The sequence below is a fragment of the Paraburkholderia gardini genome (assembly GCF_907164575.1).
Classification (GTDB): Bacteria; Pseudomonadota; Gammaproteobacteria; order Burkholderiales; family Burkholderiaceae; genus Paraburkholderia; species Paraburkholderia gardini.
This window is the reverse complement of the sequence record NZ_CAJQYY010000015.1, coordinates 87,345-105,162: the sequence shown is the minus strand read 5'-3', so window position 1 is coordinate 105,162 and position 17,818 is coordinate 87,345. Positions and strand designations below refer to the sequence as shown.

At 62.9% G+C, this 17,818-nt stretch carries 22 protein-coding genes and 1 pseudogene; 16 read left to right on the top strand and 7 right to left on the bottom strand.

The genetic code is table 11. From position 1 onward, the window contains the following. Nucleotides 1-16: 16 nt before the first annotated feature. Genes ccmC through ccmI form a run of 7 tightly spaced genes read left to right on the top strand, consistent with a single transcriptional unit; the run spans nt 17 to nt 5,400 of the window. Nucleotides 17-769, top strand: coding sequence for a heme ABC transporter permease CcmC (ccmC, locus tag LPA34_RS14330; protein WP_228979164.1), 753 nt, complete (start codon nt 17-19; stop codon nt 767-769). Continuing rightward, entirely contained in the window at nt 766-966 is a 201-nt protein-coding gene (gene ccmD / locus LPA34_RS14325) for a heme exporter protein CcmD (protein WP_228979162.1), read from the top strand. The genes ccmC and ccmD overlap by 4 nt, the downstream gene beginning before the upstream one ends. Continuing rightward, nucleotides 963-1,430, top strand: coding sequence for a cytochrome c maturation protein CcmE (gene ccmE / locus LPA34_RS14320; protein WP_228979161.1), 468 nt, complete (start codon nt 963-965; stop codon nt 1,428-1,430). Before ccmD ends, ccmE begins: the two co-directional genes overlap by 4 nt. Next, the gene (locus tag LPA34_RS14315) at nt 1,427-3,499 is read left to right on the top strand and encodes a heme lyase CcmF/NrfE family subunit (protein ID WP_228979159.1); all 2,073 of its coding nucleotides are present in this window, start codon (nt 1,427-1,429) and stop codon (nt 3,497-3,499) included. The genes ccmE and LPA34_RS14315 overlap by 4 nt, the downstream gene beginning before the upstream one ends. After that, on the top strand, nt 3,496-4,035 hold the full coding sequence (locus LPA34_RS14310) for a DsbE family thiol:disulfide interchange protein (protein WP_228979158.1): 540 nt from the start codon (nt 3,496-3,498) through the stop codon (nt 4,033-4,035). The genes LPA34_RS14315 and LPA34_RS14310 overlap by 4 nt, the downstream gene beginning before the upstream one ends. After that, on the top strand, nt 4,028-4,528 hold the full coding sequence (locus tag LPA34_RS14305) for a cytochrome c-type biogenesis protein (protein ID WP_228979156.1): 501 nt from the start codon (nt 4,028-4,030) through the stop codon (nt 4,526-4,528). The genes LPA34_RS14310 and LPA34_RS14305 overlap by 8 nt, the downstream gene beginning before the upstream one ends. Beyond that, nucleotides 4,525-5,400 carry a c-type cytochrome biogenesis protein CcmI gene (ccmI, locus tag LPA34_RS14300; protein WP_228979151.1) on the top strand — a complete coding sequence of 292 codons (876 nt, stop codon included), beginning with the start codon at nt 4,525-4,527 and terminating at the stop codon, nt 5,398-5,400. Before LPA34_RS14305 ends, ccmI begins: the two co-directional genes overlap by 4 nt. A 42-nt stretch (nt 5,401-5,442) precedes the next feature. Here the strand turns inward: ccmI and LPA34_RS14295 are convergent, their stop codons facing one another. Continuing rightward, nucleotides 5,443-5,787 carry a hypothetical protein gene (locus LPA34_RS14295; RefSeq protein WP_228979149.1) on the bottom strand — a complete coding sequence of 115 codons (345 nt, stop codon included), beginning with the start codon at nt 5,785-5,787 and terminating at the stop codon, nt 5,443-5,445. Between LPA34_RS14295 and LPA34_RS26980 the strand changes: the two genes are divergently transcribed. After that, nucleotides 5,786-6,079, top strand: coding sequence for a glutathione S-transferase N-terminal domain-containing protein (locus LPA34_RS26980; protein ID WP_324251742.1), 294 nt, complete (start codon nt 5,786-5,788; stop codon nt 6,077-6,079). The genes LPA34_RS14295 and LPA34_RS26980 overlap by 2 nt on opposite strands. Here LPA34_RS26980 and LPA34_RS14290 read toward each other — a convergent pair. Together LPA34_RS14290 and aspT are read right to left on the bottom strand one after the other, a co-directional pair. Continuing rightward, on the bottom strand, nt 5,979-7,358 hold the full coding sequence (locus tag LPA34_RS14290; protein WP_228979147.1) for a glutamate decarboxylase: 1,380 nt from the start codon (nt 7,356-7,358) through the stop codon (nt 5,979-5,981). The genes LPA34_RS26980 and LPA34_RS14290 overlap by 101 nt on opposite strands. 39 nt (nt 7,359-7,397) lie before the next feature. Further along, complete coding sequence (gene aspT / locus LPA34_RS14285; RefSeq protein ID WP_228979145.1) at nt 7,398-9,089, bottom strand: aspartate-alanine antiporter; 1,692 nt, start codon at nt 9,087-9,089, stop codon at nt 7,398-7,400. Between the two features lie 521 nt (nt 9,090-9,610). Here aspT and LPA34_RS14280 point away from each other — a divergent pair. From LPA34_RS14280 to LPA34_RS14265, 5 genes and pseudogenes are all read left to right on the top strand, one after another. Continuing rightward, a complete protein-coding gene (locus tag LPA34_RS14280) occupies nt 9,611-9,856 on the top strand; it encodes a hypothetical protein (RefSeq protein WP_228979144.1) in 246 nt (81 codons plus the stop codon). 28 nt (nt 9,857-9,884) lie between these two features. Then, nucleotides 9,885-10,712, top strand: a complete 828-nt coding sequence (ppk2, locus tag LPA34_RS14275) for a polyphosphate kinase 2 (protein ID WP_228979142.1) — start codon at nt 9,885-9,887, stop codon at nt 10,710-10,712. Between the two features lie 91 nt (nt 10,713-10,803). After that, nucleotides 10,804-11,424 (top strand): annotated as a pseudogene (locus LPA34_RS27080) (SulP family inorganic anion transporter); the annotation flags it as partial. Nucleotides 11,425-11,473: 49 nt separating this feature from the next. Then, nucleotides 11,474-11,818, top strand: a complete 345-nt coding sequence (locus tag LPA34_RS26970) for a sodium-independent anion transporter (RefSeq protein ID WP_407672535.1) — start codon at nt 11,474-11,476, stop codon at nt 11,816-11,818. A gap of 89 nt (nt 11,819-11,907) precedes the next feature. After that, entirely contained in the window at nt 11,908-12,186 is a 279-nt protein-coding gene (locus LPA34_RS14265; RefSeq protein ID WP_407672532.1) for an RNA recognition motif domain-containing protein, read from the top strand. A gap of 36 nt (nt 12,187-12,222) precedes the next feature. Here LPA34_RS14265 and LPA34_RS14260 read toward each other — a convergent pair whose 3' ends face one another. Continuing rightward, nucleotides 12,223-12,375 carry a hypothetical protein gene (locus tag LPA34_RS14260; RefSeq protein WP_228979139.1) on the bottom strand — a complete coding sequence of 51 codons (153 nt, stop codon included), beginning with the start codon at nt 12,373-12,375 and terminating at the stop codon, nt 12,223-12,225. 352 nt (nt 12,376-12,727) lie between these two features. Between LPA34_RS14260 and LPA34_RS14255 the strand changes: the two genes are divergently transcribed. Further along, a complete protein-coding gene (locus tag LPA34_RS14255; RefSeq protein ID WP_228979132.1) occupies nt 12,728-13,261 on the top strand; it encodes an RrF2 family transcriptional regulator in 534 nt (177 codons plus the stop codon). Nucleotides 13,262-13,370: 109 nt separating this feature from the next. Here LPA34_RS14255 and LPA34_RS14250 read toward each other — a convergent pair whose 3' ends face one another. From LPA34_RS14250 to LPA34_RS14240, 3 genes are all read right to left on the bottom strand, one after another. Continuing rightward, nucleotides 13,371-13,856, bottom strand: coding sequence for a DUF3331 domain-containing protein (locus LPA34_RS14250; protein WP_228979131.1), 486 nt, complete (start codon nt 13,854-13,856; stop codon nt 13,371-13,373). Nucleotides 13,857-14,075: 219 nt separating this feature from the next. After that, nucleotides 14,076-14,450 carry a cupin domain-containing protein gene (locus LPA34_RS14245; RefSeq protein WP_411178993.1) on the bottom strand — a complete coding sequence of 125 codons (375 nt, stop codon included), beginning with the start codon at nt 14,448-14,450 and terminating at the stop codon, nt 14,076-14,078. Nucleotides 14,451-14,685: 235 nt separating this feature from the next. Beyond that, a complete protein-coding gene (locus LPA34_RS14240) occupies nt 14,686-15,333 on the bottom strand; it encodes an FMN-dependent NADH-azoreductase (RefSeq protein ID WP_228979128.1) in 648 nt (215 codons plus the stop codon). 491 nt (nt 15,334-15,824) lie between these two features. On the opposite strand from LPA34_RS14240, the gene LPA34_RS14235 reads away from it, so the two are divergent. Both LPA34_RS14235 and LPA34_RS14230 read left to right on the top strand, forming a co-directional pair. After that, on the top strand, nt 15,825-17,075 hold the full coding sequence (locus LPA34_RS14235; RefSeq protein ID WP_228979126.1) for a YbfB/YjiJ family MFS transporter: 1,251 nt from the start codon (nt 15,825-15,827) through the stop codon (nt 17,073-17,075). A gap of 238 nt (nt 17,076-17,313) precedes the next feature. Then, on the top strand, nt 17,314-17,742 hold the full coding sequence (locus LPA34_RS14230; RefSeq protein WP_228979123.1) for a cupin domain-containing protein: 429 nt from the start codon (nt 17,314-17,316) through the stop codon (nt 17,740-17,742). The last annotated feature ends 76 nt before the right edge of the window (nt 17,743-17,818 follow it).

The window sequence follows — 17,818 nt, the reverse complement described above, 5'->3', positions numbered from 1 at the left end:
GAAAGAAGGGAGGCACATGAGCAGGCACGGCACACGCGTCAACTGGTTTCGCTATGCGTCGCCGAAAACGTTCCATGCGCTGGCGGGCCGGCTGATCGCGGGCTTCGCACTGTCGGCGCTGGTGCTGGCCGCACTCGGGCTTTACATCGGCCTCGTGGTCGCGCCCACCGATGCCGTGCAGGGCGACGTCTACCGCATCATGTTCGTTCACGTGCCGGCGGCGTGGATGTCGATGCTGATCTACGTCGTCATGGCGGGCTACGCCGCGCTGGGGCTGATCTTCAACGCACGCCTCCCGGCGATGATGGCGCGCGCGCTCGCGCCCACGGGTGCGCTCTTCACGTTCATTGCGCTCTGGACCGGCGCGCTCTGGGGCCGACCGACATGGGGCGCATGGTGGGTCTGGGATGCGCGGCTTACGTCGGAACTGATTCTGCTCTTTCTGTATCTCGGCTTCATCACGCTCAACGCCGCCATCGACGATCCGCTGCGCGCCGATCGCGCCTCCGCGGTGCTGGCACTCGTGGGTGTCGTGAACATTCCGGTCATCTATTTTTCCGTGCAATGGTGGTACACGCTGCATCAGGGGGCGTCGCTCAGCTTTGGCAGCGGCGTCTCCATGGCGCCGTCGATGGTGTGGGGGATCGTCGTGATGACGCTGGCCTTCTGGTGCTACGCCATCGGGATCGTGCTCGCGCGTGTGCGCGTGATCATTCGGGCACGCGCGGGCGGACCCGTGTCGAATCATGCGGGAGGCTTCGCACAATGAACGGATCGGCAGGTCTCGCTCATGCGCCCTTCATATGGGCCGCGTTTGGCGTCGCATTCGTTTTGCTCGCGTTCGAAGTGGCGCTCGTGTGGCTCGCGAGCCGCAGGGTGGCGCGTGAGCCCGGGCGCCCACGCGTGCAGGAACCCGCGTCGCTGCGCCTGGTATCGCGCAGCACGCTCGCGGACCGGGATTCATGAAGCCGCGCGCGCGCCGCCTTCTGTGGGTCACGGGCGGACTGGCCGCGCTCGGCGCGGTGTCGGCGCTGACACTCAATGCGTTCCGCTCGAACGTCATGTTCTTCGTGACCCCGACGCAGGTGATCGAAGGCCGGGTCGCGAGCGGCACGCGGCTGCGTGTCGGCGGACTGGTCGAGAAGGGCTCGCTCACGCGTGATGCGCAAGGTCTGAACGTGCGCTTTCTCGTCACCGATACGGCCCGCGATATCCCTGTCACCTACCATGGCGTGCTGCCCGATCTCTTTCGTGAGGGCAAGGGCGTCGTCGCGCAAGGCACGCTAATGCCGGACGGTACTTTCGTCGCGGATCAGGTGCTCGCCAAACATGACGAGAACTACATGCCGCCCGATGCCGCCGACGCGGTCAACAAGGCGCGCGCGACCATGCGGGTCGCTGACCATCCACCGAAGGAGACGGGGCGATGATTCCCGAAGTCGGCCAGTTCGCGCTGATCGTCGCGTTCCTCCTCGCCGCCGTGAACGGCGTGCTGCCGGTCGTCGGCGCGGCGCGCGGCATCGACGGATGGATGCGCGTTGCGTGGCCCGTGGCGCGCGCGCAGTTCGTGCTGGTCGCCATCGCGTTCGGCTGCCTTGCGGCGTCGTTCATCAACAACGATTTCTCGGTCGTCTACGTCGCGAGCAACTCGAACTCCATGCTGCCGCTGATCTACCGGTTCACCGCGGTCTGGGGCGGGCATGAAGGGTCGCTGCTGCTCTGGATCTTGCTCCTGACGCTCTGGATGGCCGCTGTTTCGATCTTCAGCAGGCAGTTGCCGATGGCGATGGTCGCGCGCGTGCTGGGCGTGATGAGCTGGATCGCCGCGGGCTTCCTGCTCTTCCTGCTGTTCACGTCGAATCCATTCCTGCGGCTCCTTCCGCCCGCGATGGACGGACGCGACCTGAACGCGCTGTTGCAGGACCCCGGCATGGTGTCGCATCCGCCGATCCTCTACATGGGCTACGTCGGCTTTGCCGTCGCCTTCGCGTTTGCCATTGCGGCGCTGCTCTCGGGCGAGCTGAACGCCGCGTGGGCGCGCTGGTCGCGTCCGTGGACGACGGCCGCGTGGATCTTTCTCACGCTCGGCATCATGCTCGGCAGCGGCTGGGCGTATTACGAGCTCGGCTGGGGCGGCTGGTGGTTCTGGGATCCGGTGGAAAACGCATCGTTCATGCCGTGGCTCGCGGGCACGGCGCTGATCCATTCGCTCGCCGTCACGGAAAAGCGCGGGTGTTTCCGCAGTTGGACCGTGCTGCTCGCGATCTGCACGTTTTCGCTGAGTCTGCTGGGCACTTTTCTAGTGCGCTCGGGTGTGATCACGTCGGTTCATTCGTTCGCTTCCGATCCCGCACGCGGCATCTTCATTCTCGTGTTTCTCTCGATCGTGACGGGTGGCGCGTTGCTGCTGTTCGCCTGGCGTGCGCCGAAGGTCGGACTCGGCGCGGGCTTCGAGGCGGTGTCGCGCGAAACGCTTTTGCTGTCGAACAACGTCCTGCTCATGGTGGCCGCGGCCTCGGTGCTGATCGGCACGCTCTATCCGCTCTGTCTGGACGTGCTGGGGCTCGGCAAGATATCGGTGGGTGCGCCGTATTTCGACACCGTCTTCGTGCCGCTGATGACGCCTGCCGTGTTCCTGATGGGTGTCGGACCGATCGCGCGCTGGAAGGCGGCGCGCCTGCCCGAACTGGCGGTGCGGCTGCGCTGGGCCGCTGCGGCGAGCGTCGTGACGGCGCTCGGTCTGCCCTGGCTCGTCGGTGGATTCAGACCGCTCGTCGGTCTCGGCGTTCTGCTTGCCGCCTGGAGCATGAGCGCATCTGCCGTTGCGTTGTGGGAGCGCATCGAGAAACAGCAGGGCCCGTTCATGGCGCGCTTTGCGCGCTTGCCGCGTGCGTTTTACGGCATGCTGGTCGCGCACGCCGGAATCGGCGTGTTCATCATCGGCGTGACGTTCGTGAAGGGATACGAGACCGAGCGCGACGTGCGCCTGGAAGCCGGGCAGTCGGTGACCGAGGGCGGCTATACGTTTCGTTTCGATGGCACGCACGAGCTCGACGGGCCGAACTATCACGCGGCACGCGCGCGTATCGCGGTAAGCCGCGGCGAGCGCCCGATCGCAACGATGTATCCGGAGAAGCGGTTTTTCATCGTGCAGCAGACGCCGATGACTGAAGCCGCGATCGACCGCGGCGTGTTTCGCGATCTGTACGTTGCGCTCGGCGAACAGGTTGGTGAGCGCGGAAGCGCCGGCCCGAGCCGCGACGCATGGACGATGCGCATTCACATCAAGCCGTTCGTGAGCTGGATCTGGGCGGGCTGCCTGTTGATGGCGCTGGGTGGAGCGCTCGCGGCGAGCGATCGCCGTTACCGGCTTGCGTCGCGCACGCGTCACGCGGCAAAGGCCGCGCGTGGCGTGGCGCATGATGCGGATCGTCTCGCGCCTGGCATCGTCGTGCGCGAGACCACCGTGGCACAACAGGCGGGCGAGGTGGACAGATGAAACGCTTTCTCGCGCCTCTGATCGTATTCGCCGTGCTGGGCGTTTTTCTCGCGGCGGCCCTGTCGCACGACCCGCGCCGGTTGCCTTCGGCATTGATCGGCAAGCCTGCTCCAGCGTTCGACCTGCCGCAACTGCAAACGTCGGGTGCGCGTCTTTCGCCGGCGGCGCTGCGCGGACAGGTATGGATCCTCAACGTGTGGGCGTCGTGGTGCGAGTCTTGCCGCGATGAGCACGCGCTGCTTGTCGAATTCGCGCGCCGCAAGGTCGTGCCGATCTATGGCCTCAACTACAAGGACGAACGCGGGGCGGCTCTCGAGTGGATTTCGCGCGCGGGCAATCCCTATGTCGCGTCGCTCGTCGACAGGACAGGGCAGGTGGGTATCGACTACGGCGTGTACGGCGTGCCCGAGACCTTCGTGATCGACAGGCACGGCGTGATTCGCTACCGGCATGCGGGGCCGCTCAGCGAGGTGTCGCTCGATTCGACGATCCTGCCGCTCGTACGGCAACTGCAAGGCGAGCGTACCGATGAATAGGATCGGTCACTCGCGCGGATGGCTCGTTGTCGCGGTGCTGTGCGTCACCCTCGCGGGGCAGGCTGCACCGGCGGCCCCAGTTCCAGTCGATGCGGGCGCCGGTGCGCATGACAACGCCGCTCGTATTCGCGAACTGGAAGAGGGCTTTCGCTGCGTCGTGTGCCAGAACCAGACTCTGGCCGACTCCAACGCCGAGCTTGCCGGCGACCTGCGCGGCAAGATCGTCGAGCAGGTCGAGCGCGGCGCAACCGATGCGCAGGTGCGCGACTACATGGTCCAGCGTTACGGCGACTTCGTGTTGTACAAGCCGCCGGTCAAGCCGCTTACGTGGCTTCTCTGGTTCGGGCCGTTCGCGCTCCTCGGGCTTGGCGCTTTCGCGCTTGTGCGCATCGTCGCACGCCGCCGGGCCATGCGCGCCCGTCCGCTGACCGGCGATGAGCGACGCCGTGTCGACGCGCTGCTCTCCCATGCATCGAGGGACATAGCGCCATGACCGGGTTCTGGCTGACTGCCGGCTCGATGCTCGCGTTCGCCGTGCTGTGCGTGGCCTGGCCTCTTACACGCCGCACCGGCACACGCGGTGCACGCGACAGCCGCCCGCTCCTCGTCGCGCTGTATCACGACGAACTGGCGCGTGTCGACGCCGAGTTCCGCGCGGGCACGCTTTCGAAGGCGCTGCATGAGGCAACACGAAACGAGATCGAAACACGCCTGCTCGACGACGTGGCATCTGCCGAATCGGCCAGCGCGCCGCAGACCGCTGCGGCGCGCGGTGTCGCAACGCGGGCTGGCACAGCCGCGCTTTTCATCGCGCTCATTCCTGCCGCCGCGTTTGCGATGTATCTGCATCTCGGCGAGCCCGCCGCGCTGACGCTCGATCGCGCATACGCCGGGCAGCACGGGATCGATTCGGGTCCGCTGGAACTGGTGGTGTCGCGTCTCGCGATACGCCTGCGAGAGCAGCCCACCGACGCCGATGGCTGGGCTATGCTCGCCCACTCGTATTTCGAGCTCGGTCGCGTGGAGGACGCGACGGCGGCTTACGCAAAAGCGGTTGCGCTCATGCCGGGCGACGCCCAGTTGCGAGCCGACTACGCCGATGCCATTGCGAGCGCGCGCAACGGCAGTCTTGACGGGGAGGCGTCGGCGCAGATCCAGACAGCGCTTGCCATCGATCCGGCCAATCCGAAGGCGCTTGCGCTGGCCGGATCGGCTGCGCAGGATCGCCACGATTACGCAGCCGCGATCGAATATTGGCAAAGGCTCGAAGTGGCGCTCGCGCCGGATTCGCCGGCGGCGCAGCAGGCGCGCATGAATATCGCAGAGATGCAGGCGCTGATCGGGCGTCAGGCGCAAGTGAAGTGACGCGATCACTGGCCGCCGCTTCAGGACGCCTCCGCGCCCCGGTCAGTACTTGATGCCCCGCTTTTCCTGGCGGCCACACTGCTTCGTAAGCTTTTCGATGCCATGGGTTTCAACGGCCGGCCGCGGGTGCCCGAAAAGCAAAAGCAGTCGCTTGAAGCATTCATCGCGATTTTGCGCGAATTCTTTTACATCAATACGCCTGGATGTCACCGTGAATTCCCTGGCCGACTGGATGAGGGCAATATTTGCGCGGGCAACGCTGGCTTGATGCTCATCGAAGTATCCGTACGCGCTGGACGTCTCGCGACCCCCCCCCACGTTGATGTAACCGGGTTTGTCGCCTCTCTGTGATGGAGGCGAGGCGCAATCAAAGAGGAAACACTTCATGACGAATACCAGCCTCGTGACGCTCTACGGCGCGGCCTGGAGCGTATACGTCCGGATCGCGCGTCTTGCCCTGGAGGAAAAAGAGGCCCCTTACGAGCAGGTCGAAGTCGACGTATTCTCTGACACTGGCGAAGCGGGCAACCTGCCCGCCAGGCGCCTCCCGTTTCCCGCCAGCGCCGGTGCCGCGGGTTTCAACACTTCGCCGGTGACGATTTTTCCCCGGCGTGTGCATGCAGCTTCGGCGGTGTCGCGTTGCCGCCGTGTTCTTCCAGGAATCTGCACGCGCCGATGATGTCGCGGCTCAGCATCATCGCGACGTTATGGTTGATGTGCGGACGCACGACCACGCGCAGACTCATGACTTCCTGTGCATCCGGCGGCATCGAATAGGCCGACAACACCCAGCCCTTTTCCCGCACCTTGTTCGAAACATCGAATTCGTTGAACTTCTTGATCTTCGGATCGAGCGTGACGGCCACCACCGGAATGCGCTGCGTCTCGTTCATGATCGTGAAGTAGCCGCTTTTCACGAGTTCATCGCGCAGTGCAACCGCGTTCTTCAGCGTGTGGGTCATGACGCGCTTGTAGCCGTCGAACCCGAGTCGCAGGAACTGGTAGTACTGCACCGCGATGGGCGCCGCGTTGCGGCTGAAATTCAGCGTCGCGGTCGGCATTTCGCCGCCCAGGTAATTCACGTAGAAGATCAGGTCTTCGTTGAACACCTTGCGTTCGCGGAAGACGACCCAGCCAAGGCCCGGCGGCGTCAAGCCGAACTTGTGTCCTGAAGCGTTGATCGACTGCACGGGCGGCAAACGGAAGTCCCATTTGTAATCCGGATAGAGGAACGGATTCACGAAGCCACCCGACGCGCCGTCGATATGCATCGGAATCGAAATACCCGTCTTCTTTTCGTAGGCGTCGAGCCAGTCGTGGATTTCCTGGATGTCGTCGTCTTCGCCGGTGAACGTCTGGCCCGCAATCGCAACGACGGCGATCGTGTTCTCGTCGACATACTTGTCCAGATGCTCCGCCGTCAGCCGGTAATTGCCGGGTTTGAGCGGCACGATGCGCGGTTCCACGTCGAAATAGCGCAGAAACTTCTTCCACACGATCTGCACGTTGCCGCCCGTCACCATGTTCGGACGGGTCGCGTCCTTGCCGGCCTTTTCGCGCGCCTGCCGCCAGTTCCACTTGTGCGCGAGACCTGCCAGCATGCACGCTTCCGATGAACCGACTGTAGCCGTTCCATACGGTTCTACGCCCTTCGGGCCGTTCCACAACTGATGCAGCCATCGCACCATGCGCGTTTCCATCGCGAAGGTTTGCGGATACATGTCGTGGTCGATGTAGTTCTTGTACATGTTGCGGCTGGCTGTCGCGACGGCTTCGGGCTCCGCATACGTCGTCACGAACGACGACATGTTCAGCATCGGATTGGTGTCGGTCCATTCGTCGCTCGACACGAGCGCTTCGGCGGCGCGCGCCGAGATGCCGGACTTCGGAAATTCGTCTTCTGGTATGTCGTAGTTGAATTCATCGTACGGCGTGACTTTTTCGGCGGGTGTGGCCATGGCTCATCTCTCCAGTGCACGAATCGATTGATGCGGCGCTCAGGTCAGCAGCATGACGATGACCATCCCCCAGATCGTCAACAACGTATTGCCGACCGCGTAGGTGACCGTGTAGCCGAGGCCTGGCACCTGGCTTTTCGCGGCATCGCAGATCATGCCGAGCGCGGCGGTGGTCGTTCTCGAACCCGCGCAGATGCCGAGCAGGAGTGCCGGATGAAACTTGAAGATGTACTTCGCGATGAACATGCCGATGATCAGCGGCACGGCGGTCGCGAAGATGCCCCACAGAAACAGGCTGATGCCCAGTTGCTGGAGACCTTTCACGAACCCGGGACCGGCGGTAATGCCGACCACCGCGATGAACACGTTCAAGCCGACGGAGTTCATGAACCAGATCGTCGGATCCGGAATGCGTCCGAAGGTCGGGTGGATCGCGCGGTACCAGCCGAAGACGATGCCGGCAATCAGCACGCCGCCTGCCGTCGACAGCGTGACCGGCACGGCGCCGAACTTGATGACGATTGCGCCGATCAGCGCGCCGGCCGTGATCGCGAGGCCCGTGAACGCGATGTCCGCGGAGTTCGTCGGGCGGTCCAGCACGCCGAGCGCTTTCGCGGCCGCCGTGGTGTCCTGCGTGCGCCCGACGAGCGTCACCGTGTCGCCGCGATGCAGTTTCGTGCCGGGAAGCACGGGAATCTGCGTTTCCGTCGCGCCACGCCTGATCTTGCGCAGAAAGACCCCGCGGGCGGCAGGGAGGCGCCCAAGTTCCGCCAGCGTTTTGCCTTCCACGTCCTTTGACGTGACGTACACGTCGACGCCTTCCGCCGGCACCGCCAGCAGCTCGGGGTCGTCCACTTCGGCGCCACGTGGCCCGAGCACCTGCACGAGCTGCTCCCGGCGTCCGACGATCGCGACCACGTCGCCGGCCTGCAACACGTCGTCGATCTTCGCGTCCTGCACGACGCCGCCGTGCCGGATACGGTCGATGTAAAGCCGCGTGCCTTCGGGCGAATGCGCTTCCGCCTGGCCGACCGTCATGCCGACGGCCGTGCCGCCCTCCGCGATACGGTACGCGCGCAACTCGTACTGGTGCCACGCCTGACCCGTGCCGCCCATCTCCTTCTCGCCGCCGAACTGCGCCTCGTATTCCTTGCACGCGGCTTCGAGATCGATGCCGAGGAGCTTCGGACCGAGCATCGCGAGTATCAGTGCCGAGCCGATCGTGCCGAATATGTAGGTGACCGCATATGCAGTTGGCATTGCGTCCAGCAGTTCCTTCGTCTGGTCGGGAGGCAGGCCGAGGCGGTTGATCGCGTCGGTGGCAAGACCCATCGATGCCGAGATGGTCTGCGAGCCGGCGAGGAGCCCCGCGGCCGAGCCGACCGTATAGCCCGCGAGCTTTGCGGCGACATAGGGCACCGCCAGACACAGCACGCATTGAACGACCGAGAAGATGGCCTGCGGCAGCCCGTCCCTGGCGATACCGCGAACGAACTGCGGCCCGACGCCGTAACCGACGGCGAACAGGAACATCAGGAAGAACACCGATTTGACGTTAGGCGAGACCGTAATGCCCAGCTGTCCAATCGCGATAGCGGCGAGCAGTGTCGCTGTGACAGCGCCGAGGCTAAACCCACGATAACTCTTGCCCCCGACCCAATATCCGATGCCCAGTGAAAGAAAAATGGCGATTTCCGGATAACTGCGCAATGTTGCGGTGAACCAGGACATACGCACTCCTTATCTGCACTGAGCGATTTAAGGGGAATATTAAAAGCGCGTTACGGTTCTGGCGAAAGCATCCAGTCACTGCCGGCGCGACGGCCGGCCGAGACAAAATCGCTGCAAACGGAATAAGCGATTTTCGCTATCAGTCTAGGATATACAACGCAAAAAGCCATTGCTTTTGGAACGTCCGTTACACAATGTGGTGTAGTGCGCGAATTTTCGGGCGGCGATCTCTTTTAATTACCATTTCCTTATAGGCGCCGTCGATTTCGCAGCCGGTATCCTTCCGGATTCATTTGACGGGTTGATTCATCAAGCAGGAATCGCATCGATTGATGCGCCATGCGTCACGTTTTCGCATATTCTGGAAAAGACATGGTCCGGCAGCCGCAGTCGCGGACGCAGCCCGAATCACGCTGCATCGCGCCATGCGAGGACGTGTAACAGGCTGACGGTATGACGGGCGCGTGGTGCGCCACGGGCAATCCAGGTTGTTGCCTTTGCAGTTCCGGTAGGGGCGGCGCATGTCGGCCGCTCAACGATGGGCGTCGACCCATCTCCAGACCCTGCGCTTTCTTTCGCTTGTATTCGGCGGCCTGCCGTGGCCGCTCGTGTGGCTGTGGGCGTTCACCCGGCCGCCTTACCGGGCGGCGTACCGGACTGGCAAGCACAACGATCTCTTCATCGCAGCGGGAGAAAAGGCGAGGCGGGGAGTGCTGCCGCCGACGGGCGCGGAATCTGGCACGCCTGCGCCGAAACAGCAAGCGTGAGCGGTGCTTTCCCTGGGAGCAGAACACGATGGCTGAACACAGGAAAAAGACCGGTAAAGAGACCTCCAGTCCAGCTGCGCAGGATCGTCTTTCGAACAAGACGTATGAAAAGGAACTGGCGCGTCTTCATGTCGAACTGGTGAAGCTTCAGGAATCGGTCGTACGCTCCGGCAGCACGGTATGCGTTCTCTTCGAAGGACGGGATGGCGCGGGCAAAGGCGGCACCATCAAGGCGATCACGGAGCGTGTGAGTCCTCGCGTGTTTCGTGTCGTCGCGTTGCCGACGCCCACGGACCGCGAGAAAACCCAGATGTACGTGCAGCGCTATCTGCCGCATCTGCCGGCAGCCGGTGAAGTCGTGCTGTTCGACCGTAGCTGGTACAACCGGGCGGGCGTCGAACGGGTCATGGGCTTTTGCACCGAAGAGCAGGTGCACGCATTTCTCAAGGCGGTGCCGCTGGTGGAGCGGGCGATCATCGAATCCGGCATCATCCTGCTGAAGTACTGGCTCGAAGTCAGCGAGGAAGAGCAGACGCGCAGGCTCGAAGCGCGCATTCGCGACGCACGCAAAACCTGGAAGCTGTCGCGGATGGATCTCGATTCGTACAGCCGCTGGTACGACTATTCACGCGCCCGTGACGACATGTTCAAGGCAACCGACACGGATCTCGCACCCTGGTTCGTCGCACGCTCGAACAACAAGAAGCGTGTGCGGCTGAACATCATCAGTCATCTGCTCAGCCAGATTCCGTACGAGACGCTGCCGCGCGAGAGAGTCATGTTGCCGAAGCGGCAGAAAGCAGCGGGTTACGTCGAACCGGATTACCCGTACCGGTTCGTTCCCGAGGCGTTCTGAACGTCGACCGCCGGGGTGGATCCGTCGATCTGGATTCGTGACCGGGGCTCATGGCAGCGCGGGACATCTTCATCGCTTGCGACTCGAAACCATGTCTGACGACACATCACATCCCGTTGCGGGTGCCGGGCGCGGTCCGGTTCCCGAATGGATTCGTCATTACCGGAAATCGTGGATCAGGCCCGACGCCGTCGCGGGACTGACCGCGGCGGCGGTCGTCATTCCGAAAGCGCTTGCGTATGCCACGGTAGCCGGCTTGCCGGTGCAGGTCGGTCTCTACACGGCGTTCCTGCCGATGGTGATTTACGCGTTTACCGGCACATCGCGTCCGCTTGGCGTCAGCACGACCACGACACTTGCCATTCTGGTAGCGGCCGCGCTCGGGCGCGCCGCGCCGGACGGCAGTCCCGCGGAACTGATGATCGCCACCGCGACGCTGACGTTGATGGTGGGCGTGATCCTGGTGCTCGCATCCGTGTTGCGACTGGGCTTTCTCGCGAATTTCATTTCCGGGCCGGTGCTGACCGGATTCAAGGCCGGGATCGCGATCGTCATCGTGGTCGACCAGATTCCAAAGCTGCTCGGCATTCACTTTCCCAAGGGCCCATTCGTTCACAACGTGCTGGAAATCGTCCAGGGTCTGCCGCATGCGTCGATCGTGACGATCGTCACAGGTGTCGTGACGTTGTGCGCGCTGCTGCGATTCGAACGTGTTCCGTCCCGCTTCCGCGGATCACGCGGACGACGAATCGTTTCCGCGCATGTTGCTGTTGCGGCCGGAAGGGCGCATCTTCTTTGCCAACGCAGACAACGTCGCGCAGAAGATTCGGGAGAAGATCGCCGCGACAAAGCCTCAGATCGTCGTGCTCGATCTGGGCGGTGTATTCGACATCGAATACACCGCGCTCAAGATGCTGAACGATGCCGGGAAGAAAATGCGCGACGCGGGCATTGCACTCTGGGTGGCGGGTCTCAACCCCGGCGTGCTCGCCATGATGCAGCGCTCGCCGCTCGGCGCGGCGTCAGGCCGCGAGCGCATGTTCTACAACCTCGAACAGGTGGTGGTGCGATACCGCGAAACCATCCGGCACGACTCCGTCCGGTAACCGTCGCGCTGGACGTAGCACGGTTTGCGTGGCGCGCACGGTCCTTGCAATGTATCGACGGCGTTCGATCATCGCAGTGTCGATGAAACGTGGTCTGGCAACTGGAGAAGATGATGGCTGACCTCCTGATAGGCAACATCGAAGATGGCACGACCGATGACGAGATCAGTGAATTTCTGAGCCGCTATGGTTTTCCACCGTTCGACAAGATCGAGCATGTGCCCGGCGCGGGACCGCGCCCTGCGGTGTTGCTGACGTTCAACGATCTCGACACGGAGGCGCTGCGCATATTGCAGCCGCGCATACAGAACGTATTCTGGAAGGACCGCACGATCAACGCGATGATCATGAGAGAGCACGGGTACTGACCACCTCGCGCGACCGGGCGATGGGGAAACCGGGTCTTACCCGCCCAGCGCGAACGCCGTCTGCGTGAAGAAGATAAATGGGCCGACGACGGGAAACGTCGCAAGCACCACCAGCACGAGCACACCCAATGCAGCGTAAAGATCGCGCGAGTCGAGACGTGCGGAGGGACGCGCGCGATACGCGGACACCGGTACATTGCCTCTGGCGCAACAGGTTCTGTGTTTTCAGCGATGAGCGACGGGAGCGCGCCGGCGATCAACCGGTGCGCTTCGCGGTGAATGTGAGCGCCATGAGCACGCCGGATACGATTTCCGACACGCGGTCTACCGGGTCGAGCACACGATCCTGCGTGGATGGCTGGTCTGCCAGCATGTCGGGTATCGCTCAGACAGCGCGACGAACCCAGGCGCCTTTGAAGAAAATCTGCCGTGAAAACAGTACCCATCGGCCTGCGCACTCAGGGCAGATGCCGGCCCTCACGTTGATAAACACCACAAAACCGCGTACTCTTAACTCCGATACGATATGTCGGAGTGGAGTATGTCTCACATCAGCACGGGCGTCGAATACGGCCTGCATTGCCTGATTTATCTAACGGAGCCGGCGCCTGGCGTTCCTGAAGCGAGCGTTCGCGATCTGGCCGAACTGCAGGGCGTGCCGGCCGATTACGTCGCGAAACTTTTCACGAAGCTGCACAAGGCGGGTCTCGTGGTCGCGACTGAAGGCGCGAAGGGCGGCTTCGCGCTTGCACGTCCGGCGGGGAAGATTTCGGTGCTCGACGTCGTCATTGCAATCGATGGTGACAAGCCGCTGTTTGACTGCCGCGAAATACGCGGCCGTTGTGCGGTATTCGAAGACGCGCCGCCGGCATGGGCCACCAATGGCGTGTGTTCGATTCACGCGGTGATGCAAAGTGCAGAGCGGCATATGCGCGAAACGCTCGCGAGCCATACGCTCAAGGATCTCGCGATGCGTACGGCGGCGAAAGCGCCACGCAGCTATGGCACCCACGTCGTGCGATGGCTCGATGACCGGGTGGCGAACCGTCGGCGCGATCGCGGCACCGCGGAGTAGGCGAAACGGGCGCGTGACATACGCGCCCATGGCGTGAACGAGGCGGGTTCACTCGACATCATGAAAAGCCGGCATCAGGTGCGTATGCAAGCGCGTGGCGGCGCGATCTTCACGCCAGCGCGCCCGCCTGTTCGTCTGCGGATTCGTGTTCTGCGTCGGGCGAACAGGCCGGTATGGCCGCGGCGAGAATCATGCGGTCGCGATTTGCCGGACAGTGAATGTCGCACGAGCGAGGCCGGAACACCGCGTCGCCGTACCGGATCGGGCGCCCCGTCAGCACGCAGAACGAAGCGTGTCGCGCGAGACCGATGCGCCAGATCTGGTCGCCGTAATAGCCGGATGTGGGGTCGCTCCAGCAGACACTCAACGTTTTCGACGAAGGCTGGTCGAGGATCGTCACATGCGCGCGCAGCGCCTCGGGCGGCAATCCTTCGTCAGGCTGATTCCTGTTGCCGGACAGGAGGCGCTTTGTCAGTCGAAACTTCTTTTTCCTCGCTGCCCGCACCTTCGCGGTACGTTCGCTTTCCTCATGCGCCGGTGCCGAAAGCCACGCGAGTGTCCACTCAAAAAAATCGGGTTCGAGAATACGCGTCATGTTTCACCTTCGTTGGATAACTGGCGAAGCTGGACCGATGTCGTGTCAGGAGCCGCATCTTTCCGTGCTTTCATTTTTGTTGCTGCGAGGGCCTGAAACAAGTTAAGCGTTGTTAACGCTCGCCGTTAAGCCGGATTTCGCCCCGTTGAATGCGGGATATATCAGGGGCCGCTGTCGTCGCGCAGGCGCTAGCCCCTGTTTGCACGCAGCGTCAAGCGCCTAATGCTTGTCCCATGTGACGAGATTCCTGTCACTGTCGTCGGCGACGAAGATGGCGAGCAGCTTCGCGGGCTCTGTCGAGCTCGCGTTCTCGCTGATCGTGTGATGCACGCCCGGCACTTCGGTCCAGCTCTCACCCGCGTGATACACGCGCGTTTCACCGTCGTTCAACTGGCTGCGGATCGCGCCCGACAACACGTAGCCGACGACGAACGCCTGACCGTGGCGATGCGGCGGCGATTTCTGCCCGGGTTTGTAATCGACGACGATGGCGGTCATCGTCTTGCCCGGCACGTTCGCGATCGCGGTCCCGAAGGCCGGGGTGATGTTGTCGCGTACATCGTCGGTGCCGTGCGCGTGAACGAGCGGAGGCATCGCCGAGGTGGCAAGCGCGACAACGGTGGAAGCGAGGATCATCTTCAAGGTGCTCATGCTGTTTCTCCAGTCAGAAAAAAGGTGCAACGGTCGAGGCGAAATCGGGTCGATGTCCACCGCTGCGTGTTGGTCAAATGCAAATGCAAACGAATCTGGATCGGCTGGCCGGCATGAACCACGCACAGGTCCGCGGTTTCGCGTGATGCGCGCAGGTCACGGGTTAGAGGCCTATCGCTCAGGCCGCTACGGCTTCGTGAATCGCCCACTGCACGGCAATGTTCGAGAGTTCGGATCTCGCGCGAGCCAGCGCGGCCGTACGGGCTTCCTGGTCGGAGAACTGCAGCGGTTGCGCGTCGACGAAGGTAGGCCCGGCCACGCCGATAAAACCGAAGGCGGCCTTGAGCGCGGGTGTCAACGCATCCATTGAGGAGAACATGCCGCCCGGACGCAGATCCGCGCCGCGCGTGGTGATGAAAAGCGTCTTCTGGCGATTGAACTGACCGGCGATGCGGCCATCCGGTTGCGCGAGATAGGTGAGGCCAGGGCGCGTCACGCTGTCGACGAACGCCTTGAAGACCGACGGCATCGACCAGTTGTACATCGGCATCGCGAACACAAACGCGTCGGCTTCGAAGAGGCGCTTGCACAGCGCGTCGGAAGCGGCGAGCGTGGCCTTCATTTCATCCGTGCGCTCTTCGGCGGGGCGGTACGTGGCGATCGCGAACGCTTCGTCGACGTGACGCGGCGTATCGACCGTCAGATCCAGATAGTCCACTTCGACATCGACGCCCTGCGCACGTAGTTCATCGATGAAATGTCGGGCGAGCGCCCGTGAGTTCGACCATTCGCGTTTCGCGCTCGAATCGACATGCATCACCTTCATTTCTGCTCTCCATATCAAATGTGTGGCTCCGCAGATCGAACGAGGTCATCCGGTGAGCCTGAAGCGGCGGGATCGATACACGTGCCTTCTGCCGACGCAGTCAAGAACATGTGTCTGAAGAATCGTTTTAACTACGACTCAATGTATCGTAGTTGAAGAATAAACACTTTCGTGCGGCGTTGCAAGGGAGGGGTCGTCGCGGGTCGGGTCCGCAGGAAGCGTTCAGAAAGAGGGCAACGAAACATCGGAAAACGCGCAATGCCTTATACGACGGGCGATGCGTGTCGCCGATGGACACGCCGGATATGCGTGCATCGCATCACTTGCATGTTTTCGTGAACACAGTGTTGGCGCACACAATCATTGACATCAATGTCAACGACTACTACGATGCAAACATTGTCATTCATGTCAAAAATGACGGCGAAGCGACATTCCGTCCTTTAGGCACGCCTGCACGTCGTGCAGTTCTTTTGCGGAGCACCCGATTCATGTCGAGTCCAGCACTTCTCGAAACGCCATCGGCGGCGAGTAACGCCGCGGTCTGGCGGCATATTTTTGCTGGCCTGAGCGCCAGTCTCATCAGCATCGGCCTTGCGCGGTTCGCTTACACGCCGCTGATCCCTTCGCTGATCCAGGCGCACTGGTTTTCAGCATCCGATGTCGTCTACCTTGGCGCGGCGAACCTGGCCGGCTATCTGATCGGCGCGCTCATCGGTCGTCCATTGGGGAGCCGCGTGTCGAACGTCCATACGTTGCGCGGCATGAAGGTGCTGGTCACGCTGGCCTTTCTGGCCTGCGCGTTTCCGGTTTCGGTCGGCTGGTTCTTTGCATGGCGTCTGCTGTCCGGGGTCGCGGGTGGGGCGATCATGGTGCTGGTCGCGGCGACTGTGTTGCCGCACGTGCCGGGCGATCGCAAGGGCCTCGCGAGTGGTGCGGTGTTTCTCGGGCTTGGGCTTGGCATCGCGGCGTCGGGCACGATCGTGCCGTTGCTGCTGAAATTCGGTCTGCGCGAAGCGTGGATCGGTCTCGCGGTGCTGTCCGCCGTGCTGACCGCCGCAAGCTGGACCGGCTGGCCGACGCAGGACGCGCCCGCAGCAAAGCCAGCCGGAATCGACGCGTCGGGCGCGGCGCCTGTCACGTCCGGTGTGGAGATCAACGCGCTGTACGTCGAATACGCATTGATGGCGATTGGGCTCGTGCCGACGATGGTGTTTCTCGTCGACTTCATTGCACGCGGACTCGGCGCGGGCGCGCACCTCGGGTCGCTGTTCTGGATACTGTACGGCGTCGGCGCGATTTTCGGGCCGCCGGTGTACGGCGTTTTCGCGGACCGTTTCGGTTCACGTTTCGCGCTGCGTGTGCTCGTGCTGGTGCAGGCGATCGCGGTGGCATGGCTCGCGGTTTCGAGCAATCACGTTGTGATTGGTCTGTTGACAGTGGTGATCGGCACGTTTCCGCCCGGCATCGTTCCGCTCATGCTGGCCCGTGTGCATGAAGCCGCGCCGGGCAACGCCGCGAAGCAAAACGTGATCTGGAGCCGCGTCACGACCGCGTTCGCCGCGTTTCAGGCGCTGGCGGGCTACAGCTATTCGGCGATCTTCAACGGTAGCGGTGGAAACCATCGCCTGCTGTTCGTCATCGGCGCGGCTGCGCTTGTGATCACGCTGGGTGTCGATTTCATCGCGCCGCTCGTTTCGCGCCAGTCGCGCGATCAGGGCGCACAGGCGGGCGCGCGGTAATAGCGGACGGTGACGCAGCGGAGTATTGGCAGTGCCGTCGCCGCCCGCACAGGGCACCCGCTCGCGGCTGTGAAGGAGTCACGAACAGACCGTGTTGCAAGCTGCGTCTTTCAGGCCCCTGCGTTGAAAGCATTCGGGGCCGGTGCTAACCTGCGGTTCCCCTGATGAACGCATCGGTCCGGCAGGCAGGTCTTCGACGTTTTCGCCTGATATGTCGCGCCGTCAAAGGAAACCCGCCATGAGCATCCGAACCTCCGTTCGTATCGCAGCATTGCTGTCCCTGGCGACGCTCGCGGCAGTTCCCGCTGCGTTCGCCGCAGATGAAGCACCGCACGAAACCATCACCCCCGCGTTCGCGTATGCATTGCCGAACGTGCCTGGCAAGACGATCACCGCGCTCGTCGTCGATTACGCGCCCGGCGGCAAATCGGTGCCGCACCGTCACGGCCAGGCATTCGTGGTCGGCTATGTGCTGGCGGGCGCCATTCGCAGCCAGGTGAACAACGGCGAATCCAGGGTGTATCACGCGGGCGAGACGTGGACCGAAGCCCCGGGCGTGCATCACACGATCAGCGAAAACGCGAGCGATACCGAGCCTGCAAAGCTGCTCGCCATTTTCATCGCCGACACGAAAGAGAAAAACCTCGTCAATTTCGACAAAAAGTGAAACATCGATAACGAAGGGCACACCGGGCATCTACAACGTGGCGGAAACCGACGGTACCGTCACGAGCGAAAAAGCC

Bases quoted from the DNA above. Each gene is read 5' to 3' on its own strand.
- ccmC (WP_228979164.1), top strand. From the start codon at position 17: ATGAGCAGGCACGGCACACGCGTCAACTGGTTTCGCTATGCGTCGCCG.
- ccmD (WP_228979162.1), top strand. From the start codon at position 766: ATGAACGGATCGGCAGGTCTCGCTCATGCGCCCTTCATATGGGCCGCG.
- ccmE (WP_228979161.1), top strand. From the start codon at position 963: ATGAAGCCGCGCGCGCGCCGCCTTCTGTGGGTCACGGGCGGACTGGCC.
- LPA34_RS14315 (WP_228979159.1), top strand. From the start codon at position 1,427: ATGATTCCCGAAGTCGGCCAGTTCGCGCTGATCGTCGCGTTCCTCCTC.
- LPA34_RS14310 (WP_228979158.1), top strand. From the start codon at position 3,496: ATGAAACGCTTTCTCGCGCCTCTGATCGTATTCGCCGTGCTGGGCGTT.
- LPA34_RS14305 (WP_228979156.1), top strand. From the start codon at position 4,028: ATGAATAGGATCGGTCACTCGCGCGGATGGCTCGTTGTCGCGGTGCTG.
- ccmI (WP_228979151.1), top strand. From the start codon at position 4,525: ATGACCGGGTTCTGGCTGACTGCCGGCTCGATGCTCGCGTTCGCCGTG.
- LPA34_RS26980 (WP_324251742.1), top strand. From the start codon at position 5,786: ATGACGAATACCAGCCTCGTGACGCTCTACGGCGCGGCCTGGAGCGTA.
- LPA34_RS14295 (WP_228979149.1), bottom strand. From the start codon at position 5,787: ATGAAGTGTTTCCTCTTTGATTGCGCCTCGCCTCCATCACAGAGAGGC.
- LPA34_RS14290 (WP_228979147.1), bottom strand. From the start codon at position 7,358: ATGGCCACACCCGCCGAAAAAGTCACGCCGTACGATGAATTCAACTAC.
- aspT (WP_228979145.1), bottom strand. From the start codon at position 9,089: ATGTCCTGGTTCACCGCAACATTGCGCAGTTATCCGGAAATCGCCATT.
- LPA34_RS14280 (WP_228979144.1), top strand. From the start codon at position 9,611: ATGTCGGCCGCTCAACGATGGGCGTCGACCCATCTCCAGACCCTGCGC.
- ppk2 (WP_228979142.1), top strand. From the start codon at position 9,885: ATGGCTGAACACAGGAAAAAGACCGGTAAAGAGACCTCCAGTCCAGCT.
- LPA34_RS26970 (WP_407672535.1), top strand. From the start codon at position 11,474: ATGTTGCTGTTGCGGCCGGAAGGGCGCATCTTCTTTGCCAACGCAGAC.
- LPA34_RS14255 (WP_228979132.1), top strand. From the start codon at position 12,728: ATGTCTCACATCAGCACGGGCGTCGAATACGGCCTGCATTGCCTGATT.
- LPA34_RS14250 (WP_228979131.1), bottom strand. From the start codon at position 13,856: ATGACGCGTATTCTCGAACCCGATTTTTTTGAGTGGACACTCGCGTGG.
- LPA34_RS14245 (WP_411178993.1), bottom strand. From the start codon at position 14,450: ATGCCTCCGCTCGTTCACGCGCACGGCACCGACGATGTACGCGACAAC.
- LPA34_RS14240 (WP_228979128.1), bottom strand. From the start codon at position 15,333: ATGAAGGTGATGCATGTCGATTCGAGCGCGAAACGCGAATGGTCGAAC.
- LPA34_RS14235 (WP_228979126.1), top strand. From the start codon at position 15,825: ATGTCGAGTCCAGCACTTCTCGAAACGCCATCGGCGGCGAGTAACGCC.
- LPA34_RS14230 (WP_228979123.1), top strand. From the start codon at position 17,314: ATGAGCATCCGAACCTCCGTTCGTATCGCAGCATTGCTGTCCCTGGCG.